Here is an 18,957-nt window from a genome sequence, read left to right as displayed (position 1 = left end):
GCTGTGTTCGGCAAACGCCTGCGTCAGCCGCTGAACAACGCAGTGCACTCACTAACTATGCCAACCCTCAAGGAGGAGACATGAACTGGACAACGCCCGCCTATACCGAACTGCGACTCGGGTTCGAAATCACCATGTACATCGCCAACCGCTGATGCTGCGCGGCTGAGCACGCAAGGCTCCACGAGCCCGCCGGTTCTTCACGGCGGGCTTCTTTTTTTTCGGCGCGCGGCGCGCATGCCTTAGCGCCATGCCCTGGCCGACTTCTTGCTCAATCCGCCCGACACGTTGGATTTGCATCATGACCATACTCAGGGTTCTCGGCTCGGCCGCCGGCGGCGGTTTCCCACAGTGGAACTGCAACTGTCGCAACTGCGACGGCGTGCGGCGCGGCACCGTGCGTGCCACCCCGCGCACGCAGTCTTCCATCGCACTCGGCGACGGCCAGCACAACTGGATCGTGGTGAATGCCTCGCCGGACATCCTCGCGCAACTGCGCAGTTCACCGGCGCTGCAACCGGCACGTGCGCCGCGTGATACGGGCATCGTGGGCGTGGTGCTGATGGATGCGCAGATCGACCACGTGACAGGCTTGCTGATGCTGCGCGAGCATCGGCAAGCGCTGCCGGTCTATGCCAGCGCGGCCGTCATCAGCGATCTGTCCACCGCTTTCCCGCTCACACGCATGTTGTCGCACTACTGCGGGCTCGACACGCGCGCGCTGGCGCTGGACGGCACGGCGTTCTCGGTGCCGCCGCTCGACGACGTGGCGTTGACGGCCATCCCGCTGGAGAGCAAGGCGCCGCCCTATTCGCCCAGCCGCAACGCGCGCCGCGTGGGCGACAACATCGGCTTGCGCATCGTCGACAAAAAGAGCGGTCGGCGGGCGTTCTACGCCCCCGGCCTTGCCCGCGTCGAACCCCATGTGTTCGACGAACTGGGCGCGGCCGATGTGGTGCTGGTGGACGGCACCTGCTGGCAAGACGACGAAATGCTCGCCCTGGGTTTTTCCACCAAGACGGCAGCCGACATGGGCCACCTCGCGCAATCCGGCCCCGGAGGCATGATCGAAGTCCTCGACCAGCTGCCGGCCACGCGCAAGGTGCTGATCCACATCAACAACACCAACCCGATCCTCGATGAAGACTCGCCGCAGCGACGCGAGTTGGAGGCGCACGGAATCGAGGTGGCTTACGACGGCATGGAAATCTCGCTATGACACATCCTGTTGCCTGGACTGCCGAAGACTTCGAAGCGCGACTGCGCGCGAAGCAGGCGGGTTATCACATCCATCATCCCTTCAACCTGCGCATGCGCGCCGGCGAATGCACACCGGAGGAAATCCGCACCTGGGTCGCGAACCGCTTCTATTACCAGGTCAACATCCCACTCAAGGATGCGGCCATCCTGTCCAACTGCCCGGACCGGGCAACACGCCGTGAGTGGATCGTCCGCATTCATGACCACGATGGCGACGACGTGCAGCCGGGCGGCATCGAAAGCTGGGTGCGGCTGGGCGAAGCCGTGGGCCTCACGCGCGACGCACTGTGGTCTCACCGGCATCTGCTGCCGGGCGTGCGCTTTGCGGTGGATGCGTATGTGAACTTTGCGCGCCGCGCGCCGTGGCAGGAAGCGGTGTGCTCCTCCCTCACGGAGATGTTTGCGCCGGACATCCACAAGGAACGGCTGGCCGGCTGGCCCGATCACTATCCGTGGGTGCAGCCGGAAGGGCTGGCGTACTTCCGCTCACGCATTCCGCTGGCCTCGCGCGACGTCGAGCACGGCCTGCGCGTGACACTCGACTACTTCCGCACGCCCGAGCAGCAACAGCGTGCGCTGGACATCCTGCAGTTCAAGCTCGACATCCTCTGGTCGATGCTCGATGCCATCCAACAGGCCCACGCACATGAGCCCTCCCTTGCCTGATCCAGCCCACCCCATGCTGCACCGGACCTTCCGGCTGCAATGGGAAGACATGCAGCAAAGCTGGGTGCTGCTGTACCCCGAGGGCATGGTCACCCTCAATGACAGCGCCGCCGCGATCCTGCAGCGCTGCGACGGTGCCCATACCCTCGACATGCTGATCGACGACCTGCAGTCCGCCTTTGGCGTGCAGGGCATCGCTCCGGAGGTCCACGCCTTTGTCAAACATGCACTTGAACGCGGCTGGCTCGTTTGAGGCCGATTCGCTGCTGGCGCCGGCCGCTACGCCGATGCCCGGTCCGCCGCTCTGGCTGCTGGCCGAGCTGACCTATCGCTGCCCGCTGCATTGCGCCTTCTGCTCCAACCCGGTCGACTACACGCGGCACGACCAGGAACTCACTACCGAGCAGTGGTGCGATGTATTTACCCAAGCCCGGGCGCTAGGTGCTGTGCAGCTTGGCCTCTCGGGCGGCGAGCCGCTGTTGCGCAAGGATCTCGAAACACTGGTCGCGCATGCGCATGGGCTCGGGTTCTACGTGAACCTCGTGACGTCCGGGGTAGGCCTGACCGATGCGCGGCTTGGGGCGTTGCGCGCAGCGGGGCTCGACCATATCCAGTTGTCGTTCCAGGACTCCACGCGTGAGCTGAACGACTTTCTGTCGAGCACGCGCACCTTCGATCTGAAGCGCCGCGTGGCCGATCTGATCAAGGCCCACGGTTATCCGATGGTGATGAACTGCGTGATGCACCGGCACAACCTGCCGCACGTGGGGGCCATCATCGACATGGCGCTGGAGATCGGCGCCGAATACCTCGAACTCGCCAACACGCAGTACTACGGCTGGGCATGGGAGAACCGCCTGGCGCTGATGCCCACCCTGGAGCAACTGCGCGACGCCGAGGCTGTCGTGAACGACTACCGGACGCGCATCGGCAGCCGATGCCAATTGCTTTACGTCGTGCCGGACTACTTCGAGCAGCGCCCGAAAAAGTGCATGAACGGCTGGGGCACGACATTCCTCGGCATCGCGCCGGATGGCGTTGCGCTGCCCTGCCACTCGGCGCGCATGCTGCCGGGGCTGGAGCTGCCCAACGTGCTCAGCCAGCCGCTGCGCGATATCTGGCGAAGCAGCGATGCCTTTCAACGCTTTCGCGGCACGCATTGGATGCCGGAGCCATGCCAGTCATGCGAATCGCGCGAGGAAGATGCCGGCGGCTGCCGCTGTCAGGCGTACCTGTTGACGGGCGATGCGACACGCACGGACCCGGTGTGTGGAAAGTCGGCAGATCACGGCGCACTGCAGAAGGTGGTGCTGCAAGGCCGGATGGCTGCGATGAACGGGTTCGGGCAGATACGGGACACGCGCACCGGTGAAGTGCCGATCGTGTTCCGAACGGATGCCAACTCGCGACGGCTGACACAGCCATAGAGCGCGGTCATCCATAGAAAGCGAAGAGGGCCGGACAATGCCGGCTCTCTGTTCTTTCCTTGCGAACAACGTCGAAGCCTAGGAGCCTGAACTCAACACCCAGGCCACCAGCTGCTTCGCTTCGTCTTCCTTGAGATTGGGATGCGGGGGCATTGGGATACGGCCCCACGTGCCCTTGCCGCCGTCGCGCACTTTCTGCGCCAGCCTGGTCGGCGCATCGGCATCGCCCTTGTATTTTGCGGCCACGTCGGCAAAGGCTGGGCCGACGATCTTGGCGTGCATGCTGTGGCACGAGAAGCAGCCGCTCTTGTCGGCCAGGGCCTGCATGTCGGGGGCGGCGTGGGCAGATGCCGCGCCAATTGCTGCGCACGCTACGGCCAGCAACGAAAACACTCCATTACGCATGATCACGATCTGAAACTCCATGAAGCTGTGCGAGAGGCTGCGCGCCGCACAGGGCGCACAGCGCTCAACTCAGCACGTCAGTTCTTGTGCAACTTGAACACCCAAACCGAACCGCCCTGCTCCAGGAAGTTCACGCGCTTGGCCACTTCACCGCCCCACAGCGGCACTGCACCACCCCAGCCCGACACCACGGCCACGAACTGCTCGCCGTTGTCTTCCCAGGTGACGGGCGGCGCAACGATGCCGCTGCCGGTCTGGAATTCCCACAGCTCCTTGCCGGTCTTGGCATCGGCCGCCTTCAGATAGCCCTCGGGCGTGCCCCAGAACACCAGGCCGCCGGCAGTCGTCATCACACCACCCCACAGCGGGGCGTTGTTCTTGATCTGCCATTCAATCTTGCCGGTCTTCGGGTTGATCGCGCGCAGTGCGCCGATGTAGTCCTCATTGAGAGGCTTGATGGTGAAGCCGGCGCCCAGGTAGGCCGCGCCCTTCTTGTAGCTGACGGGCTCGTTCCAGATCTCCATGCCCCACTCGTTGGCGGGCACGTAAAACAGGCCGGTTTGCGGGCTGTAAGCCATCGGCATCTGGTTCTTTCCGCCCAGGAAGCCCGGCTCGGCAAACACCGCCTTGCCCTTTTTGTCTTCACCCGTGGCTTGCGCCGGGTCGCCCGGCCGGTGGTCCGGTGCGTAGTTCGGGCGGCCGGTCTTGAGGTCGATGCTGGTGGCCCAGTTGACCTTCACGAACGGGAACGCGTTGAGCAGCTTGCCACTCTTCGCGTCGTTCACGTAGAAGAAACCATTGCGGTCAGCCTTCCCGCCGACGCGCTTGCCGTCCATGTCGAACGTGACGAACTCGTTCACGCCATCGAAATCCCAGCCGTCGTTCGGGGTGTTCTGGTAGTGCCAGACGATCTTTCCGGTGTCCGGGTTGATGGCCAGCGTCGACGACGAATACAGGTTGTCGCCCTTGCGCAGATGGCTGTTCCACGGGCCCGGGTTGCCGGTGCCGAAGTAGACCAGGTTGGTCTGCGGGTCATACGTGCCGCCCAGCCACGTCGATGCACCACCGGTCTTCCAAGTCTCGCCGGGCCAGCTCGCGTTGAGCGTACCCGTCATGCCGTTCTCGGTCTTGTTGCCGTCCTTGTCGTACTTGTAGCCCATGTGGCCTTCGACGGTCGGACGCGACCAGATCAACTGACCGGTCTTGGCATCGCGCGCTTCCACGCGGCCGACCACGCCAAACTCGCCACCCGACACGCCCGTCAGCACCATGCCTTTCACGATCAGCGGTGCAGCGGTCGTGGAGTAGCCCGCAGCGTAGTCCTCGATCTTGTCTTTCCAGACGATCTTGCCGGTGTCCTGATTGAGCGCGATCAGCTGCGCATCCAGCGTGGAGAAGATGACCAGGTTGTCGTACAGCGCGGCGCCACGGTTGACGACGTCGCAGCAAGGCATGATGCCCTCCGGCAGACGCTGCTCGTACTTCCACAGCTTCTTGCCCGTCTTGAGGTCGATCGCATAGATGCGCGAGTACGACGCCGTGACGAACATCTTGCCGTTGTAGATCAGCGGCTGGGCTTCCTGCCCGCGCTGCTTCTCACCGCCAAACGAGAACGACCATGCCGGCACGAGCTGGCTGACATTCTTCGTGTTGATCTTGGTGAGCGTGGAGAAGCGCTGCCCTTGCGTACCCATGCCCCAGGTCAGCACGTCGTTCGACGATTTCGCGTCGTTCTCGATCATGGCATCGGTAACGGGGGGCGTTGCCGCGTGCACGGCAACACTTGCTGCCGCCATTGCAGCCGCAAGTGCAATCACTCGTAGTGTCCTCATTCTTGTCTCCTCTACCTCTATTTATGGTCCAGGTCCGGCAGTGTGATGTCACACCGGTCGGACTCAGGGCAAATCTCGTGCCATCAAAAAACGCCGTAAAACCGAGGTTTCAGGCAACTTGCAGTGTGGTGTTGCGTGCCATACCGCAACACATCGTGTGTTCTGTTGCGAAATGGAACAACGCCACGAACGCAGCCCCCGCAAAGCCCGTGGCCTACAGCGCGCGCGTGCGCCCGCCCGGCAACATGCGCTGCACGCATCGCTGTGCATCGAGCCATTGGTGCTTGATCACCCCGGCAACGTGGAGCGCGACCAAGCAGAGAAGCAGATCGGCCGTCGTGCTGTGCACCGTGTAGAACATGTGCTGCAGTGCGCTGTCGACCCAACCCCAGCGCGGCAATGGCACGCCCCAGAAGCGCGTTCCGTATTGATTGAACGAAGACCCGAGGTAACCCGACAGCGGCATGACGACCATGCACATGTAGAGCAGGCGGTGGGTGATGCGCGCCAGCTCCGCCTCCCAGCAGTGCAGCCCCGGGATCGCAGGTGGCGCAGCACGGCGCAAGCGCACGGCCACGCGCCACGCAATCACCAGCGCCGCCGTCAGGCCGAGCGATTTATGCAGATTCACCCAGGCGGCCTTTCCGGGCGCGCCCTTGGCCAGACCCGTCATGTAGTAGCCCAGCGCGAACAGCCCGCATAGGAGCAAGGCGCTGACCCAATGCAAAGCGATCGACAGGCCCGCATAGGCCGGCGCCGGGGCGGTGGCGGGTCGATCAGCGGGGCGCATCAAGAGTGCCCACCGAGGTTGGATAAGTCACCACGCCCCAGGGCAGCTTGTAACCCGGCAGCGCATCGACAACCTCGCGCTTCTGCGGGTCGATCACCTGCACAGTGTTCGAGCGGCCGCAGGCCAGCAGCAGCTTCTGGTCGCCCGGCGTGAAGCTGAAGTGCCAGCAACGCTTGCCCACCGGAATGGCAGCCACCGGCGCAAAGGTGCGGGCATCGAACACCTGCAGTTGATCTGCGCGGCTGGCAGCCACCCAGAGGTATCGGCCCTCGCGGTCAAACGCGATGCCGTACGGCCCTTGCCCCGTCGGCACAGTCCTTATCGGCTTGAAAGCGGCATCCAGCAGCAACAGGTTGTTCGAATTTTCCAGCGTCACCACATAGGTCTTTCCATCCGGCGCGATCTTGATGCCGCGCGGCCGATTGCCGAACGGCGCAACATCCACGCTACGGATCTGCTTGAGCGTGGACAACTCATAGACGCCGACCGTGTTGTCACCCTCGTTCGCCACCAGCAGCAGCTTGCCCTCTGGTGAAAACTCGATGGCTTCGGTCTCGCGGGCGGCCTTGATGCGGCCCACCACGGCCCACTGGTTGAGGTCGATGATCGCGACTTCAGCGGGGGCTTCGTCTTTCTCACCTTTCTCTTCCTTCCCAGCCTGCACGTTCTTTCCCGGTGGCCCGCCTTCCGACGAAGGCTCGTAGGTGACGAACGCTCGGCGGCCGTCGGGCGAGATGCGCATGAACTCGACATTCCTGCCGACCGCGATGCGTCTGATCTCCTTGCGCGTGGCCGTATCGACCACCGACACATCGGCGCTGCCCTGATTGGCCGTCAGCAGCCAGCGGCCCTCGGGCGTGACCGCGAGGCCGCGAGGGTCCTTGCCTACGGCAATCTCGTCAACCTGTTTGAACGTGCGCGCATTCAGCACGGTCACACCGCCACCCTGATTCGAGACATAGGCGACGGGGTCCGGCACCTCGGCAACCGCCTGGAGGGTGGATACCAGACCCACGCAGATCAACGTGGCAATCCGGATGGTGTAGGTCAATGTGTTCATGATGGTCTCGTCTGCAGGGCTAGTCCTTGTCGGCATCGGAGGCCTTGCCTCCAAACGAATACGTCAGCCCAATCCAGATCGCGCGCGGCGGCGCGGGCGTCATGAACTGTTGCGTCGCGAGCGTGTAGATGCTCCGCATGCCAGACAGGCCGTACGTGGAATAACGCTTGTTGAACAGGTTGCTGATGTAGGCGGAGATCTCGAGGTGCCTCGTCGGCTTGTAGTGCAGGTTCAGATTGACGAGACCGTAGCCGGCCACCTCGCCGTTCGGGTCGGCATTGCTTTCGTTGCCGTGCGCGATCTGCTTGCTGACCAGGATCACATTCCCGCCCATCGACAGGTTCGGGCTGAACGCGTACGACGCGCCGAGCTTGAGCGTCTTCGCGGGGATGCCGGGGATCTTGTTGCCGCTGACCACGTTCTGCCCGCTCGCCGTGGTGAATGCCGACTTGTAGATCGCGTCGACATAACCAAAGTTGGCTGACAACGACCACTTGTCGATCTTCGTGCTGGCACCTAGTTCAAAGCCGCGCCGCTCCGTCTTGCCGACGTTGGCGAAGTAGCCGTACGTGTTTGACGTGGCGATGAACTGGATGTCATTGCTCAGCCGCGAGTCGTAGACAGAGGCGCTCCAGTAGGTGGACTTGCCCAGCTTTCCGCGGCCGCCGAATTCGATGGTTTTGGCAATCACCGCCTTCAGGTCCGGATCGCCGTTGAACCCCGTGGGCAGCGAGCATGGGCTGTTCGGATCTGCGCAGGACAACTCGATCGATGTTGGTGCGCGCATCGATTCGCTGTAGCTGCCGAAGATGCCCTGCCCCGAACCCAGGTCGTAGTTGAACCCGAGTGCCGGGTTGAACCGGTGGTAGTGGTGCGACCCGGCCAGGCTGTTGGTTTCTGGCCCGGCCACCGCTCCTGCCGGGATACCGTTCGGAGCGGAGGCTGCGCCCGAACCGGAGTTCAAATACCGATAGGCGTTTGCGTAGCCGGGGTTGTAGTACGACACGCCCGAGACTTCGTCCGTCCAGGAGGAACCGCCGTCTCCGTTCAGGTATTTGTTATTGGCGCCGCCCTGGTTGAGCGTGGTGTAGTTGAAGCTTCCGGATGCCGTCACGCTCAGCTTTTCCGTCACGCTCAACGTATCGGTGAAATACGCGCTGAAGTTGTTGACGTTGGACGACAGGCTGACCGCGCCGATCACGTTGCTGCCCGTGAAGAATGCCGGGTTCGATGCCGACGGTGCCAATCCATTGGTGGTGAATCCGTACGCCTGATTGGGAGTCACCACCGCCTGATAGTTGATCAACCGTGCCAGATACGTGGTCTGGTCATACGTGATGCGCGAATGGTCGAACGCACCACCCAAGGTGAACGTGTTGTTGCGTCCCGCCAGCTGGCTGAAGTTCGACCACTGCAGGGAGGTGCCCAACGTGTCCTCATGCGTGGCGGAATCGACAACGCTGGTGTTGATCGCGTTGGTCCAGCGGCCGTAGCCGAGCGCCAACGCATTCGCACCGGTCACGGCATTCACTGCCGTACCGTTGGGCGCCTTGTTCGCGCATTTGTAAGTAGTAATGCCACCTGCGGTGGTCGTTGCCAGCGATCCGTCGTCGTTGAAGCAGCCATCGTCGAGCTGCGCGTTGCTGTTGACGTTGTGAAGGTTCGCCTTGCGGTAGTAGACGCTGCCAGCCAGTTGGTTGGTGTCATTCAACCAATGGCTGCCCTTCAGGTTCAGCAGCGCCATCCGGTTTGAGATGGTGTCGGGCCACGTATAGGCCGCGCTGCGGTTCGCCATCATGTCCATCGGCAACGACTGCGTGCCGCTCAGCGAAGTATCTGCGAGTGCAGCCGACAGCTCCAACTGGGTAGCGCCATCGTTGCCGTGCCACCGCGCCTTTCCGTACAGCTGCTTGACGTTGGAACCCGAGTGGTCCCGAAAGCCGTCTTGCCGGTCGATGTTGCCGGCGACGAAGTAATCGGTGCTGTGGGCCTTGTCGACGACCCCAGTCTCGAAGCTCAGCGCGCGGCGGCCAAACGATCCACCCAGCGCCTCGATCGACGTGCCGGCGTTGTCCTTGCCGTTCTTGGTGTTGACGACCAGCGCGCCGCCCAGGGTATTGAGGCCGAACATCGGGTTCGATCCCGGCAGGATGTTGACGCTGGACATCGCGTTCATGGGAATGAGGTCCCAGTTGACGATGGAGCCAAAGGGCTCGTTCATCCGCACGCCATCAAAGTAGACCGACACGCCAATGGGCACGCCCAGCAGCGAAGACACCTGAAACCCGCGGTAGTTGATGTCGTTCTGGTACGGATTGCCCGCCCCATTGCTGATGCTGACTTGACCGAGGTTGTCGTTCAGCAGGTCGGCCAGGTTCGAACTGCGTTGCTCGCGGGCATCGGTTGCGCTGACGCGCTGGGCATTGGCAGGAAACTGAGACAAGGGCACGCCAATGCTGTCGATCGGGGTCGAGCCGACGACCTGGGCGGTAGGCAACGCCACCGCAATGATCGGGTCCTCGGCAAACGCCGGCGAGCACAGGCCCGCGGCAGCGAGCGCCGCTACCCCGCCGGCCAGACGCGGCGCGGCGTTGCGCAGACGGCTGACGTCCTTGCCCGAACGGCTGGTATTCGAATGCACGGAGTGTCTCCCTGGTGTTTCACGCTCGCCGGGCCCGAGTGCGTCAATGGCGCATCTTCAGAAACAGACGTGGTGATGGCGATTCCCCTCAGGGAATCAGCGGCAATGGGGCAGACACCTGCGCGCGTTGCGGCAGTGCATGTGTGGGCGCATGGCCATGTCTCCTCTTCTTTTTTCGCCTGCGGGGTCTTTGCCTCGTAGGTCAGCGGCTGGCGCACGGGTGTCGATGACCATGCGCCAGCCGTCCTGCTACACCATCAGAAGAAGCCGAGCGGCTTGGTGTCGTAGCTCACCAGCAGGTTCTTGGTCTGCTGATAGTGGTCGAGCATCATCTTGTGGGTCTCGCGGCCCACGCCCGACTTCTTGTAGCCACCGAACGCTGCGTGCGCCGGATACAGGTGGTAGCAGTTCGTCCACACGCGCCCCGCCTTGATGGCACGGCCCACGCGATACGCGCGGTTGATGTCGCGCGTCCACAGACCGGCGCCCAGGCCGAAATCGGTGTCGTTGGCGATCTGCAGGGCCTGCGCTTCATCCTTGAACGTCGTCACGGCAATCACCGGGCCGAAGATCTCTTCCTGGAACACGCGCATGCTGTTGTCGCCCTTGAGCAGCGTCGGCTTGATGTAATAGCCCTTCGACAGATTGCCGGGCAGTACTTCCACGTCGCCGCCGACCAGGCATTCGGCACCTTCTTCCTGCGCGATCTCCAGGTAGCTACGGATCTTGTAGAACTGCTGCTCCGAAGCCTGCGCGCCAACCATCGTGTCGGTGTCGAGCGGGTCACCGCGCTTGATGGCGGCCACCTTGGTCATCACCGCATCCATGAAGCGGCTGTAGATGGATTCCTGCACCAGCGCGCGCGACGGGCACGTGCACACCTCGCCCTGGTTGAAGAAGCCCAGCACCAGGCCTTCGGCAGCCTTTTCGATGAAGCTCGGCTCGGCCTGCATGATGTCTTCGAAGTAGATGTTGGGCGACTTGCCGCCCAGCTCCACCGTCGACGGGATGATGTTCTCGGCCGCGCACTTCATGATGTGCGAGCCCACCGGCGTCGAGCCCGTAAAGGCGATCTTCGCGATGCGTTTGCTGGTAGCCAGGGCCTCGCCAGCTTCCTTGCCGTAGCCATGCACGACGTTGAGCACGCCCGCCGGCAGCAGGTCGCCAATCAGTTCCATCAGCACGCAGATGCCCAGCGGCGTCTGCTCGGCCGGCTTGAGCACCACGCAGTTGCCGGCGGCCAGGGCGGGCGCCAACTTCCATGCAGCCATCAGCAGCGGAAAATTCCACGGGATGATCTGGCCGACCACACCCAGCGGCTCGTGGATGTGATACGCCACGGTGTGCTCGTTGATCTCGGCTGCGGAGCCTTCCTGCGCGCGGATGCAACCCGCGAAGTAGCGGAAGTGGTCCACGGCCAGCGGGATGTCGGCGTTCAGCGTTTCACGCACGGGCTTGCCGTTGTCCCACGTTTCGGTCACGGCCAGCAGTTCGAGGTTCTGCTCGATGCGGTCGGCGATCTTCAGCAGGATCAGCGAGCGGTCCTGCACCGAGGTGCGCCCCCAGGCGTCAGCGGCAGCATGCGCGGCGTCGAGCGCGCGGTCGATGTCTTCAGCGGTCGAGCGCGGGAACTCGCCGATCACCTCGCCCGTCACCGGGGTGGTGTTGGTGAAGTACTGGCCCTTGACCGGCGACACGAATTCGCCACCGATGAAGTTGCCATAGCGCGGCTTGAACGAAACGATGGCGCCGGGCGTGCCGGGATGAGCGTAACGCATGGGTTGTCTCCTGATGTTTGAGTGATGACCGCAGCGTCGTTGTCTGCGCTGTGTCCGCTCGTCATCTGCAAAACCCGGGCCATCCCCTGCGGTGGATGCTGCATCCACGCCCAATCGCCCGTTCACGCCGATCGGCTCGCCTGACTGTTCCAGAATGGAACAACGGGTGTTGCAAAGCTCAACGCCCCATCACCTGAACAGCCGCGGGACGCGCATGCGGACCCACGGCGGGCATGGCATGACTTTCGCAACACGGGCCGTTCATCTGAACCTTGCAAGGCACACGATGAGAACGGCCTCACTCCATGCTGCCGCTGCCGCGTTGGCCGTTGCGTGCCTGTCCTGGCCGGCCCGCGCCGATACGAACATTGACCCGGCAGGCTCGCCGCTCTGGCCGACGATTCAGCAGGAGGTTTTTGGCGCGGCGCCAACAACGTTCGACAACCGCATCAGGATCACTGGCCCCGCATTTGCGGAAGACCCGATGCAGGTGCCGATTGCGTTTGACGCGTCGGCGCTCGGCAAGGTGGAGCGCATCGTCGTCGTGGTCGACCGCAACCCCATCCGCAAGGTGCTGGAGTTCGCGCCGATGCGCGTGCGCCCGGCCCTGTCGTTCCGGTTCAAGCTGCAGGAGGCCTCTGCGGTGCGCGTGGCGGCGCGTACGCAGGACGGTGTGTGGCATGTCGGCACCTTGCAGGTGGACGCCACCGGCGGCGGCTGCACGCTGCCCGGAGCCACCCGCCAGAACTCCACGTGGAGCACCACGCTGAACCAAGTGGAGTCGCGCGTGTTTCCGGGCTTCAACGGTGCAGGCAGCCGCATCCGCCTGCGCGTGATGCATCCGATGGACACGGGCTTGGTGGCGGGCATCCCGTCCTTCCATATCGAGCAGCTCAACCTGCTCGATGCCCGGCGTCAGCCCATGCTTGAACTGGCGCTGTACGAACCCGTGGCCGCGAATCCGATCTTCTCGTTCGATCTGGATGGCCCCGTTGAACACGGCATCAGCGTGGCCGGCGTCGACAACAACGGCAACCGCATCCGCGCACAGGTGACACGATGAGCCGACGCCACCAACGGTTGGGGCTCCTGCTGCTGTGCCTGGCAATGTGGACTGCCATCGCACGGGCAGAGCGCCCCGATTACCACCTCGTACCGCAGGCGGTTGCCCCAGACGTCTGGGTGCTCGAAGGCGCCAACGCGGATTTCTCTGCGCGCAACGGCTGCAACATCATCAATACCGCCTTTATTGATACCGGCGACGGCGTGCTCGTCATCAACACAGGGCCGTCACTGCTGTACGGCGAACAGCAGCGCCAGGCCATCCGCACGGTCACCTCGGCGCCGGTGCGCTGGGTGTTCAACCTCAACCTGCACCCCGACTACTTCTTCGGCAACCAGGCCTATGCGGATGTCGGCCCCCAGGCGCTGCCCGGCACCATTGCCGGTGCGCAACGCGAAGGCGCGGCCTATGCCGACAATCTCTACCGCATCTGCGGCGCGTGGATGCAGAACACCGTATCCACACCGCCCGGCGTCCCATTGACGCCCGGCACACGCACCATGGGGAGCCACCGCATCGACCTGATTCGGCTGAACGGGCATACCGATGACGATCTCGTCCTCGTGGACCGGACCAGCGGTGTCGTCTTCGCCGGCGGCCTTGCCTTTCGAGACCGGATTCCCACGACACCGCACGCCAACATTGCGCCTTGGCTGGCCAGCCTGGACGCGTTGCAGAAGATCGTTGCCGACAGCGGAGCGCGCGTGTTGATCCCCAGCCACGGGCCCGCGCTCGGCAAGGCCGATGCCATCGCGCAGACACGCCAGTACCTGCAGTGGCTCGAGGCACGCATGCGCCGCGCGGCCGCAGAAGGACGAGACCTGGCAGAGGTGATTGCCATGCCGGTAGACGCGCCCTACGCGCAATGGGGCGGAATGCCCGCGGAGTACGTGCGCAACGTGACCCGCTTCTACCCACGCTACGAGAACGCCGCGCTGGCGCCCTGACATGGCGCCAGACCCCGCGCGGCGACGCTGGATGCGCATCATGCTCGCGACCCTGATCAATCCGGCGCCGACGGCGTCTGCGACACCCGCTCGCGTTACGCTGTTGCGCCTGCAGGATGGCCTGTATGCTGCGCGCGCCGTCAACGCAGAAGCCTCGCGAGCGAATGCCGGAGAAGTCGTACCCACGCTGGTACACACGACCGGCAACGGCGTTCTCGTGGTGGACCCGGGCCCGCACGCGCGATGGGGACACCATCTGATCGCGGCCATCCGGCACATCACGGCCGAACCCATCCGCTGGGTGGTCAACACGCACGCGCACCCGGAGCACGTGCTCGCCAACGCGGCGTTCGCACAACTGCAGCCACGCCCTGCGTTCCTGGCATCGGCCGCCACCGCCGACCTGATGCGCCGGCGATGCGAAACCTGTTTGGCCCGGCTGACCGCCCTGCTGGGTGCGCGCGTCATGCACGCAACGCAGATCGTCTATCCCGAGCCCGCATTGCGCGATGGCGACTGGCTGCACACCGGCAAGACAGCGTGGCAAGTCCACGTCTGTACGGCTGCGCACAGCGCTTCCGACACGGTGCTGTACGCGCCGCAGCGCGGCGTGCTGTGCACCGGTGGCCTGGCATATCGGCAGCGCATTCCAGACCTGCAGGACGGCTCGCTGATCGGCTGGCGTCAAGCATTGCAGGCGCTCGTTCAATTGCCCGCCACCATCGTCGTCGGCACCGCCATCGGCACACCGGCGCAGATGCTGGAACCGACGCTCGCCTATCTCGACATGCTGGACAGCGCGATCACACGCGCGATTGAAGCCGGTGGCGATGCAGCTCGCGCGCTCGCGTACGTCCCGGGCGACGCCTATCGCGACTGGCGCAACTTCGACCCCCGCCATGCGCTGAACGTCGGACGTGCATGGCGCGAGCTCGAAGATCGCTGGATGCAAAGCGCGCCCAAGGTCTGACACACCTGCTCCACTGCGCAACAGAGAGCGGACATGTGTTGCATCAACTGTCCCGCCACGCCACATCACACACACAGCCGCGGGCATCCGCAAACGTTAAGCAACGGACTGCAACTCCGTGCAATGCGCAGCGAACGTCGTGGTACGCATATTGCAAAGTCCCGCCGACGTTGAGCGCGCGCCCCGCGTGTTTGGCGCCAACACCGCATGCGTCCGAGCCAATTCCATAGACGCATCACACAACGACAATACGGAGACAACATGCAGAACACACGCCTTCGACCCTGCGTACTGACCGCCCTTGCTGCCGCCCTCGGCTGCGCAGCGAGCGGCGCCATCGCACAATCGTCGGTCACGATCTACGGCACAGTCGATGCCGGACTCCAGTATCAAAACCGCAGCGCAGCCGGCGGCAGCATCACGGAAATGCATTCGGGCGGCATCAGCCCAAGCATCTGGGGCCTCAAGGGATCGGAAGACCTGGGCAGCGGCATGAAGGCCAACTTCAACCTCGAAGGGCATTTCAGCAGCGACACGGGCACGCTCACCACCGGCCCGGGCTTCAGCTCGGAGCTGTTCCGCCGGCAAGCGAACGTTGGACTCAGCGGCAACTGGGGCGCGATCACGCTGGGGCGCCAGTACAGCCCCGCGCTCATCGGCACGATCGGCACGGAAGCGCGCGGCTTCAAAGAACAGTTCTCGAATCTGTACGGCTGGGCATACAACCAACTGCCCGCACCGGGCAACGCGATGGGCGCTGGCACCAACCCCGGCAACGACGTCGGCGTGTTCATTGGCAATGCACTGCAGTACTCCAACAACTTCGGCCCGGTGTGGCTGGGCGTTGCCTATTCATTTGGCGAGACCGCCGGTAGCTTCAAGCGCGGCAATGAGCTGTCGCTGGGTGCCACGTATACGGGCCCGATCACAGTCGGCCTCGGCTATCAGTCAACCGCGGACAGCGGCACAGGCGAGACCCTCAGCCGCTTGTGGAGCGCAGGTGTGGCCGTGCCGTTCAATGCCTTCACGGGCCGGGTGAACTACATCGGCGTGACCAACAATGCGCCGACCGGGCAACGCGTATCGGACGTCAAATCGATCGGCGTCGGGCTCGACTACAAGTGGAGCCCCGCCAATACCGCCACGCTGGCCGGCTACTACAGCAAGTACGAAAGCAGCGCCCACGACAGCTCGACCAAGTCGGTCGTGCTGAGCAACGACTACGCATTCTCCAAACGCACCACGCTGTATGCGCAGCTCGTGTACGTGAATGCGGGCGCGGTGGGCGCGGCCGACCCGCTGGAGAGCCTCAAGACGTCGATCGTTGCAGGCGGCACGGCGCCGGGCGCCAAGACGGTGCTGGCAGGTGTGGGGCTGAAGCATTCGTTCTGAGCTGGTCCTGAGCAGGAAAAACCCTTGGCCAAAACCAAGGGTTTTTTTTCGCCCTCAGATACAAAGCGTGAATCCTGACGCAGCGCATGGTCGGACCGGCCGAACCGCGCTACGCTCGCGTATCGTCAACATCACGATTCCTGTCTGCCGGAGCCACCCGGCAGCGCTCATTGGAGGTGCCTTGATTCGCGTCCTGCCTGCCTTTGTACGGGGCATGCTCAGCTCAATCCTGCTGGCCCTGAACACGCTGTTCTGGAGCGTGCCACTGTTCACGCTCTCGGCCTTCAAGCTGCTGGTGCCGGCAGCGGCCGTCCGCCGCCGGATCGACCCCATGCTCAACTGGGTCGCGACGTGCTGGATCGGTTGCAACAATGCCTGGATCGGCGTACTGCAACGCGAGCCGTGGAGCGTGGAAGGCGCCGACAACCTGCGCTACGCGGGCTGGTACCTCGTCAACTGCAACCATCGGTCTTGGGTGGACATCTTTGTGCTGCAGCGGGTGTTGAACCGGCGAATCCCGCTGCTGAAATTCTTCCTCAAGCAGCAGTTGATCTACGTGCCGGTCATCGGCCTGGCCTGGTGGGCGCTGGATTTCCCGTTCATGCGTCGGCACTCCAAAGCGGCGCTGCGCAAACACCCCGAGCTGCGCAATCAAGACCGCGAAACCACGCGTCGCGCGTGCGCCAAGTTCGCCCATGTGCCGACCAGCGTCATGAACTTTGCCGAAGGCACGCGGTACACGCCGGCAAAGCACCGGACGCAGTCGTCCCCCTATCGCCATTTGCTCAAGCCGAAGGCCGGCGCCCTGGCGTTGACGCTCAACGCCATGGGCGGAAGGTTCCAGTCGCTGCTCGATATCAGCATTGCCTATCCGGACGGCACACCGAGCTTCTGGCAGTTGGCCTGCGGCACGGCCGGCCGAGTGATGGTGCATATTCGCGAGCTGCCGATCCCGCCGGATTTCTGCACGCACGACTACAGCACCGACGCCGCCTTCCGTAGCGATTTCCACCGCTGGCTCGCCCAGCTCTGGGAAGAGAAGGACCAGCAGATCGAAAACATGTTGGCCCGGGCGGCCGGCCGCGCGGCGTGACCGCCGGTGGCGACGCCGTTTCCCCAGACGAAATCTAGACGCCAAACAAAAAGCCCCTTGGTCGTAAAACCAAGGGGCTTTTGCTACTGCTGGCGGAGAGGGTGGGATTCGAACCCACGGTACCGTCGCCGGTACGCCTGATTTCGAGTCAGGTACATTCGACCACTCTGCCACCTCTCCGGTAACTGGGTCGCTGAATCGCGAAACCGCGAGTATAACAAAGTTTTTCCGGCCCGATCAAGGGGGTCGGCATAACTCATCAAACTGCCGGTTTCAGCACTTCCTGGCCGCCCAGATACGGGCGCAGTACCGTCGGCACCGTGACCGCGCCATCCGCGTTCTGGTAGTTCTCCAGCACGGCCACCAGCGTACGGCCCACGGCGAGGCCCGAGCCGTTGAGCGTGTGCACCAGCTCCGGCTTGCCCTGCGCGTTGCGGAAACGCGCTTGCATGCGGCGCGCCTGGAAGTCGCCCATGTTCGAGCACGAACTGATCTCGCGGTACGTGTTCTGCGCCGGGATCCACACCTCGATGTCGTACGTCTTGGTGCTGCCGAAGCCCATGTCGCCCGTACACAGCACGACGGTGCGGAACGGCAGCTCCAGCTTGCGCAGGATGTTCTCGGCGCAGTTGGTCATGGCGTCCAGCGCGGCGGCCGAGGCCTCGGGCTGCACGATCTGCACCATCTCGACCTTGTCGAACTGGTGCTGGCGGATCATGCCGCGCGTGTCCTTGCCGTACGAACCGGCCTCCGAACGGAAGCACGGCGAATGCGCCGCAAACATCATCGGCAAGGCGTCCGCAGCAACGATCTCATCGCGCACGAGGTTTGTCAGCGGCACCTCTGCGGTCGGGATCAGGTAGAAGTTCTCGACACGCTCGCCGTCTTCCCCTTCGGCGCTGTGCCCCATCTTGCGCGGCACGCGGAACAGGTCTTCCTCGAACTTCGGCAACTGGCCGGTGCCACGCATCGACGCGGCGTTGACGATGTACGGCACGTACGCCTCGGTGTAGCCGTGCTCAAGCGTGTGCGTGTCGAGCATGAACTGCGCGAGCGCACGATGCAGACGCGCCACCTGCCCCTTCAGGACAGTGAACCGCGCACCCGACAGCTTGGCGCCCGCATCAAAATCCAGCCCCAATGCGGCGCCCAGGTCCACGTGGTCCTTCACCGGAAAGTCGAATGCGCGCGGCGTGCCTTCGCGACGCACTTCCACGTTCTGCGTTTCATCGCGGCCGGCCGGCACGCTTTCGTGCGGCAGGTTCGGGATCGACAGCATCAGGTCCTGCATCTTGGCCTGTACCACGTCGAGTTGCGCGGCAGACGCCTTCAGCTCGTCGCCGATGCCCGACACCTCAGCCATCACGCCAGATGCATCCTCGCCCTTGCCCTTGAGCATGCCGATTTGCTTGGACAGGCTGTTGCGGCGAGCCTGCAGCTCTTCGGTGCGGGTCTGGATGGCCTTGCGCTCCGCTTCAAGCGCGGCAAAGCCGGCCACGTCGAGCACGTAGCCACGATCTTTGAGGCGCGCGGCGACGGCGTCGATGTCTTTGCGCAGCAGTTGGATATCAAGCATGGTGGGAAAAAAGAAACCGAAGATGGCGAGTGATCTGAACGATCGAAAACGCCGATT

At 63.8% G+C, this 18,957-nt stretch carries 17 protein-coding genes and 1 tRNA gene; 10 read left to right on the top strand and 8 right to left on the bottom strand.

All coding sequences use genetic code 11. From position 1 onward, the window contains the following. The first annotated feature begins 80 nt into the window (after nt 1-80). The 5 genes from pqqA (at nt 81) to pqqE (ending at nt 3,353) form a co-directional block, all read left to right on the top strand. A complete protein-coding gene (pqqA, locus tag ACTJK4_RS08160) occupies nt 81-155 on the top strand; it encodes a pyrroloquinoline quinone precursor peptide PqqA (RefSeq protein ID WP_009277446.1) in 75 nt (24 codons plus the stop codon). Nucleotides 156-301: 146 nt separating this feature from the next. Beyond that, nucleotides 302-1,219 (top strand): pyrroloquinoline quinone biosynthesis protein PqqB, encoded by a 918-nt coding sequence (gene pqqB / locus ACTJK4_RS08155; protein WP_322017373.1) that lies wholly within the window; start codon nt 302-304, stop codon nt 1,217-1,219. Continuing rightward, nucleotides 1,216-1,926, top strand: a complete 711-nt coding sequence (gene pqqC, locus ACTJK4_RS08150) for a pyrroloquinoline-quinone synthase PqqC (protein WP_232040689.1) — start codon at nt 1,216-1,218, stop codon at nt 1,924-1,926. The genes pqqB and pqqC overlap by 4 nt, the downstream gene beginning before the upstream one ends. After that, nucleotides 1,907-2,179 carry a pyrroloquinoline quinone biosynthesis peptide chaperone PqqD gene (pqqD, locus tag ACTJK4_RS08145; protein ID WP_045206002.1) on the top strand — a complete coding sequence of 91 codons (273 nt, stop codon included), beginning with the start codon at nt 1,907-1,909 and terminating at the stop codon, nt 2,177-2,179. Before pqqC ends, pqqD begins: the two co-directional genes overlap by 20 nt. Next, nucleotides 2,151-3,353, top strand: a complete 1,203-nt coding sequence (pqqE, locus tag ACTJK4_RS08140; RefSeq protein WP_440817372.1) for a pyrroloquinoline quinone biosynthesis protein PqqE — start codon at nt 2,151-2,153, stop codon at nt 3,351-3,353. Before pqqD ends, pqqE begins: the two co-directional genes overlap by 29 nt. 78 nt (nt 3,354-3,431) lie before the next feature. On the opposite strand, the gene ACTJK4_RS08135 is transcribed toward pqqE, so the two are convergent. The 6 genes from ACTJK4_RS08135 to exaC all read right to left on the bottom strand — a co-directional run bounded on the left by ACTJK4_RS08135 (nt 3,432) and on the right by exaC (nt 11,859). Beyond that, the gene (locus ACTJK4_RS08135; protein WP_260802249.1) at nt 3,432-3,764 is read right to left on the bottom strand and encodes a c-type cytochrome; all 333 of its coding nucleotides are present in this window, start codon (nt 3,762-3,764) and stop codon (nt 3,432-3,434) included. A 71-nt stretch (nt 3,765-3,835) separates the two neighbouring features. Then, nucleotides 3,836-5,590: a PQQ-dependent methanol/ethanol family dehydrogenase gene (locus ACTJK4_RS08130; protein ID WP_260801945.1), complete on the bottom strand. Its 1,755-nt coding sequence runs from the start codon at nt 5,588-5,590 to the stop codon at nt 3,836-3,838. A 214-nt stretch (nt 5,591-5,804) separates the two neighbouring features. Further along, entirely contained in the window at nt 5,805-6,380 is a 576-nt protein-coding gene (locus ACTJK4_RS08125; protein WP_440817368.1) for a cytochrome b, read from the bottom strand. Then, nucleotides 6,367-7,440: a beta-propeller fold lactonase family protein gene (locus ACTJK4_RS08120; protein ID WP_440817365.1), complete on the bottom strand. Its 1,074-nt coding sequence runs from the start codon at nt 7,438-7,440 to the stop codon at nt 6,367-6,369. Before ACTJK4_RS08120 ends, ACTJK4_RS08125 begins: the two co-directional genes overlap by 14 nt. Before the next feature lie 19 nt (nt 7,441-7,459). After that, on the bottom strand, nt 7,460-10,081 hold the full coding sequence (locus ACTJK4_RS08115; RefSeq protein ID WP_440817363.1) for a TonB-dependent receptor: 2,622 nt from the start codon (nt 10,079-10,081) through the stop codon (nt 7,460-7,462). A 257-nt stretch (nt 10,082-10,338) separates the two neighbouring features. Beyond that, nucleotides 10,339-11,859, bottom strand: coding sequence for an acetaldehyde dehydrogenase ExaC (gene exaC, locus ACTJK4_RS08110; protein ID WP_024972380.1), 1,521 nt, complete (start codon nt 11,857-11,859; stop codon nt 10,339-10,341). 286 nt (nt 11,860-12,145) lie between these two features. Between exaC and ACTJK4_RS08105 the strand changes: the two genes are divergently transcribed. The 5 genes from ACTJK4_RS08105 (at nt 12,146) to ACTJK4_RS08085 (ending at nt 17,324) form a co-directional block, all read left to right on the top strand. Continuing rightward, a complete protein-coding gene (locus ACTJK4_RS08105) occupies nt 12,146-12,922 on the top strand; it encodes a quinoprotein dehydrogenase-associated SoxYZ-like carrier (protein ID WP_440817360.1) in 777 nt (258 codons plus the stop codon). Further along, a complete protein-coding gene (locus ACTJK4_RS08100) occupies nt 12,919-13,869 on the top strand; it encodes a quinoprotein relay system zinc metallohydrolase 1 (RefSeq protein WP_440817357.1) in 951 nt (316 codons plus the stop codon). The genes ACTJK4_RS08105 and ACTJK4_RS08100 overlap by 4 nt, the downstream gene beginning before the upstream one ends. Before the next feature lie 40 nt (nt 13,870-13,909). Next, nucleotides 13,910-14,839, top strand: a complete 930-nt coding sequence (locus ACTJK4_RS08095; RefSeq protein ID WP_440817354.1) for an MBL fold metallo-hydrolase — start codon at nt 13,910-13,912, stop codon at nt 14,837-14,839. Nucleotides 14,840-15,100: 261 nt separating this feature from the next. Then, entirely contained in the window at nt 15,101-16,231 is a 1,131-nt protein-coding gene (locus ACTJK4_RS08090) for a porin (RefSeq protein ID WP_440817352.1), read from the top strand. Between the two features lie 181 nt (nt 16,232-16,412). Then, nucleotides 16,413-17,324, top strand: a complete 912-nt coding sequence (locus tag ACTJK4_RS08085) for an acyltransferase (protein ID WP_260801952.1) — start codon at nt 16,413-16,415, stop codon at nt 17,322-17,324. Nucleotides 17,325-17,414: 90 nt separating this feature from the next. Here the strand turns inward: ACTJK4_RS08085 and ACTJK4_RS08080 are convergent. Continuing rightward, a tRNA-Ser gene (locus ACTJK4_RS08080) sits at nt 17,415-17,504 on the bottom strand. Between the two features lie 79 nt (nt 17,505-17,583). Further along, a complete protein-coding gene (serS, locus tag ACTJK4_RS08075) occupies nt 17,584-18,900 on the bottom strand; it encodes a serine--tRNA ligase (protein WP_440817349.1) in 1,317 nt (438 codons plus the stop codon). Nucleotides 18,901-18,957: the final 57 nt, after the last annotated feature.

The organism is Ralstonia sp. 22111, from assembly GCF_052045895.1.
Lineage (GTDB): Bacteria > Pseudomonadota > Gammaproteobacteria > Burkholderiales > Burkholderiaceae > Ralstonia > Ralstonia wenshanensis.
The sequence above is the reverse complement of the archived record's forward strand: the minus strand, read 5'-3'. Positions and strand labels throughout refer to the sequence as shown.